Annotated in this window: 5 protein-coding genes; all 5 read right to left on the bottom strand. The window is 51.3% G+C overall.

Annotated elements, in window-relative coordinates; genetic code table 11:
* Positions 1-222: 222 nt before the first annotated feature.
* Positions 223-1,005: an SDR family oxidoreductase gene (locus tag RRY12_12210; GenBank protein ID MEG2185435.1), complete on the bottom strand. Its 783-nt coding sequence runs from the start codon at positions 1,003-1,005 to the stop codon at positions 223-225.
* Positions 1,006-1,009: 4 nt separating this feature from the next.
* Positions 1,010-2,542: an aromatic amino acid ammonia-lyase gene (locus tag RRY12_12205; protein MEG2185434.1), complete on the bottom strand. Its 1,533-nt coding sequence runs from the start codon at positions 2,540-2,542 to the stop codon at positions 1,010-1,012.
* A 42-nt stretch (positions 2,543-2,584) separates the two neighbouring features.
* Positions 2,585-3,127, bottom strand: coding sequence for a hypothetical protein (locus RRY12_12200; GenBank protein ID MEG2185433.1), 543 nt, complete (start codon positions 3,125-3,127; stop codon positions 2,585-2,587).
* A gap of 35 nt (positions 3,128-3,162) precedes the next feature.
* Positions 3,163-3,423 carry a hypothetical protein gene (locus RRY12_12195; protein ID MEG2185432.1) on the bottom strand — a complete coding sequence of 87 codons (261 nt, stop codon included), beginning with the start codon at positions 3,421-3,423 and terminating at the stop codon, positions 3,163-3,165.
* Positions 3,424-3,436: 13 nt separating this feature from the next.
* Positions 3,437-4,300 (bottom strand): sodium:solute symporter family protein (locus tag RRY12_12190; protein ID MEG2185431.1); only part of this gene is annotated, 864 nt, incomplete at its 5' end.

Genomic DNA, 4,300 nt, shown 5'->3' with positions numbered 1-4,300 from the left:
AACTATAAATTCAATTTTATTATACCATTTAATATAATTTATAATACATTTTAATATAATTTATAATACATTTTAATATAATTTATAATAATAGAAGCAGATTTAGATTGAGAGGCCGGTAATTTTATGCTCTTACATAATTTGCAGCACGGACTCCTGCATAAACAAGACGCCCCGCCGGAGCAGCCTTTCCAGCGGGGCTATGGGTATTGTGGGTCCCGATCAACTGTGACAATTTTCTGTGAAACCGTCTATGGTTACCACTTGGCCGCTTATCCTGCTTCCGCTGGGAGAACACAGAAACAGACACATATCGGCGATGTCCTGCGCGTTGATAAAGGTATGGAGCGCTGTTTGATTGAGATAACCGTCACGGACTGCGTCAACCGACATGCCTAGCACAGCGGCTTCGCGCGCTATCACTCCGTTTATTCTGTCACCTTCCACGCAGCCGGGGCAGATTGCATTTACGCGAATGCCAAATTGGCCGAGTTCAAGCGCCAGCGTTTTTGTAAAACCGATTACGGCCCATTTTGAGGCCGCGTATGGAGATCTGCACGGGTAGGCAAAGAGGCTGGCGGTTGACCCCATGTTTATGACGACACCGCCGCCCGCCTCTATGAGCATGGGTGTTGCCAGCTTGGAGCATAAGAACTGGCTGTCTATGTTTGTAGCCATTGTTCGGCTCCATTCCTCCGGGGATACTTCGTCTATTCGCGCGGTCGGGCCTGCGATGCCGGCATTGTTGACAAGTATGTCAAGGCCGCCCATTTTCTCCTTTATCTCTAGAAATAGCCTCAGCACATCTTCCCAACGCGAGACGTCAGCCTGCGTCCAGAGCAGCCCTGGCATCTCCGCTGCCCGCGCCGCCAGTTTTTCACATGTGCGCGCGCAGATATGGACGGTGGCTCCCGCCTCGTGCAGCCGTTTTGCTATAGCAAGACCGATGCCGTCGCCGCCAGCCGTGACGAGGGCACGCTTGCCAGATAGGATTTTATCCCTCACAGCGTTAATACATCTTTCCAATGAATTTTTCGGCTATCTCACGAACGCGGCCAGAATGCACCAATTCGCGCGCCCATTCCATGTCTGGAGAGATGTAGTGGTCGTCCTCCATGAATGGCGCTTTTTCGCGAACCGCCGCAGCGACCGCTGTTGTGGCTGACGCAAGCGACAACTCCTTTGCGCCGCGCAAGTCCGCAGCCTGAGCTGCCGTCAACAGTTCATTGCCCAGCACATATTCGGCAAGACGGACCACTTTATAGGCCTTCATAGCCGCATTGTAACCCATGCTGACATAATCCTCCTGATAAGCGCATGTCGGGACAGAGTCCACTGACGCTGGGTGAGAGAGCACGCGCATTTCGCCGAGCAACCCCGCGGAAGAATACTGCACTATCATATAGCCGCTATTTTCCCCTGGCTTTGCCACAAGAAACGGCGGAAGTCCGCTCACATGTTCGTTGACCATTCTGTCAGTCCTGCGCTCTGATATTTTCGCAAGGTAGGTGAGGGCGATACAGATGGAATCGCATTCTACGCCGACAAAGCCAGCATCGCTGTTACAGGCGCTCAATGCTTCTCCGCTGGGATGGATTATCGGGTTGTCGTCGCAGGAATTTATTTCTGTATTTATGGCTTCAACTGCGTCGTCTATCGTCTTACGGGCCGCACCATGAGCCTGCGGCACACAGCGCAGAGAGAGAGCGTCTTGAAGGTGTCTTCCTCCCTCGGCTTTAAGAAACTCACTGTCGGCAAGCAGCTCCCGAATATGTTTTGCTGCCGCGGCCTGGGCCTTATGCGGTTTTACAGCCATCACGCGTTCATCAAAGGCAGCCAGGTTTGCAGAGAGCGCCTCAAGCGTGCAGGCGGCTATGACGTCGGCGGCGGCGGCCAAGTTGCGCGCGTCATACGCCGCTATCGCACCCATTGAATTAATGGAGGTACAACCGTTAACAAAGCAAAGGCCCTCTTTGTAGCTGGGGATGAACGGCTCTATGTCGGCGCGTTCAAGCGCCTCTTTTCCGTCAAGCAACTCGCCGTTATAGTAGGCTCTGCCCGCTCCTGTGAAAACAAGAGCGGCGTGCGCCTCCGCGTCAAGATAACCTACTGAGCCGTGTATCGGTACCCACGGCGTGACGCCTTTGTTCAGCAGTGCGGCAATCGTTTCAAGCGCCTTCATACGCGCGCCGGAGACGCCGGTACCTACATTTGCCAGCATCATGAAGAGCATTCCGCGCACCAGCTCTTCTTCCATAGGTTCTCCGACCGAGGTGCAGTGCGTCAGCATGGTGTTTTTCTGGTAACGGATGGCCGCTTCCTCGGGAATGGCGCGTTTCACGTTCTCACCAAGCCCCGTTGTGATGCCGTACATGCGCCTTTTTTCGCTGACAAATTGATCTACCAGCGCGCGGCACTTATTGACGCGTTCTCTATATCCCTCGCTGAATGCGACCTTTGCACCAAAACGCGCCACCGCTATTAGCTCCTCAAGTTTGTAGTCCTTATTGAGGACCACTTCTTTTATATCTTTTGCGTTCACAAAAATTCCTCCCTAGCTATTTGCTCGAATTATTATTTGACTTTAAAAAGTTCTTTTGACAGTACAGTCGTCCGCGGCTATCGGCAAATAGAACACTTTTTTTCCCTCTTCCGGCGCACCGAAAAAAGCTATGTGATAGGGACGATAAATACTTTCGATGGAGGATACCTCAAGCCGCATATTACCCCCAACGCGCCTGCGCAATATCCTACGGGCGAGGGCGTTTCCGCGGAGCGAAAGGGCGTCATCGGAATAGTCCGAACGCTGCAGCGCCTCTTCGGGAACTTCCAACTCCCCGGTTTGTATTCCTCTGTCGTCGTAATAGGAAACTCCGCAGGTGGAGCCGTTCGCAATCATGCGGATCCTGCTAGTTTTACTTGATGGAGCGCGTTTCAGCAGCCTGTCAATGACCGACGCCTCTTTGACCATCTCAAAGGTGATAAGCCTGTTTTCGATGTAAATGGTCTTCATCACTATTTCGTCAGGCTTTTTTCTTGCAAAGAGCCGGCCTAAGAAACCTTTGCAGCGAGCCTCTTTTTCTGCCTCTTCAATACTTTTTTTCATTGTAAAACAGGTTATTTTCATATAGAAATCTCCTACAGGCGCGCCGCAACCAAACCTTATCGGCCCTTGCGGGTGCCGCGCGCAAAATGCAGCACCTGTGTAATATACTTCAGAAATATCCAGAGCGTTATGAGCATCGCGCTGTAAGGCAGCACCTTGCCAAGTACGAAATCAACGTCGTTGATCATGCTGTAACCTATAACGATAGATTCAATCACATAGCAGAGGCAGAGGAAACCGTCAATGCCGAGCCAAGATATCTTAAGATCGCTTCTTTCTTCGTTGCTGATTCTCTGACTGTCATTCTGATTTGCCATCTTTACATTCCTCCTAGCATCTGACCGATTTGTGGTCGTATCCGGTATCTTCCCCTATCCTGCTGCCAACTAGCCAGAAAATGAAGGAAAGCGGAAGTGAGACGAGAATTGGTTCCAGTGAACCAAAGCTCTGCGAGATCGTAACGGGCCAGAGTGAAAGCCACGCAAATGAGAGACCGCCCGCCGCCATAGAAAGAAGCCCTGCGGCCTTCGTTTTCTTGCCTTCATACATAAGCGCCATCAGCACCGGCACAAAACCGGTGGACATCCAGAGGCTGATAAGGAAAACAAAAGCATCGTAGACAAGCGTAAAACGGAATGCTAGACAAAGGCCAATTATTCCCAACATCGCCGAGCCAATGCGGCTGAGATTGACCAGTTTTTTATCACTGATTTTTTCCTGGTCGAAGATACGGGCGTATATATCCTTCGCAAGCGTCGTACCGCCAATGAGATAGTAGCTGTCCAGTGTGGAAATAATCGCTCCGAAGAGCCCTATTATGAAAAATGCGCGGATGCCTACCGGCAGATGCGAAAGCACCATCTTCACATATGAGAGTTCGGGCTGCGCACCGGGATACTGTACACGGACTGCCATGCCGGCTATATTTGTTACTGCGTCAAAAATAAGCCACAGGCAGAAGCAAGTAAGCATTGCGCGACGCCCGGTCTTTGCCGTGTTGCTGGCGGAAAAACGCTGATAGAAGCTGGGGTCCGCATATACGTTGATACATAGGATAATCAGCATCAAAGCCTTTGTGAAACTCATCCCAGCGATTGGACTGGTAAAATTCGGATCGCTCGCCGTGGCCGCGCGGATGCCGGCCATACCGCCAACGCCGGTGTATATATCTGGAAATACCATGCAGACGCTCGT

It is taken from the genome of Cloacibacillus sp. (assembly GCA_036655895.1).
Lineage (GTDB): Bacteria > Synergistota > Synergistia > Synergistales > Synergistaceae > JAVVPF01.
This window is presented reverse-complemented; position numbering and strand designations above follow the sequence as displayed.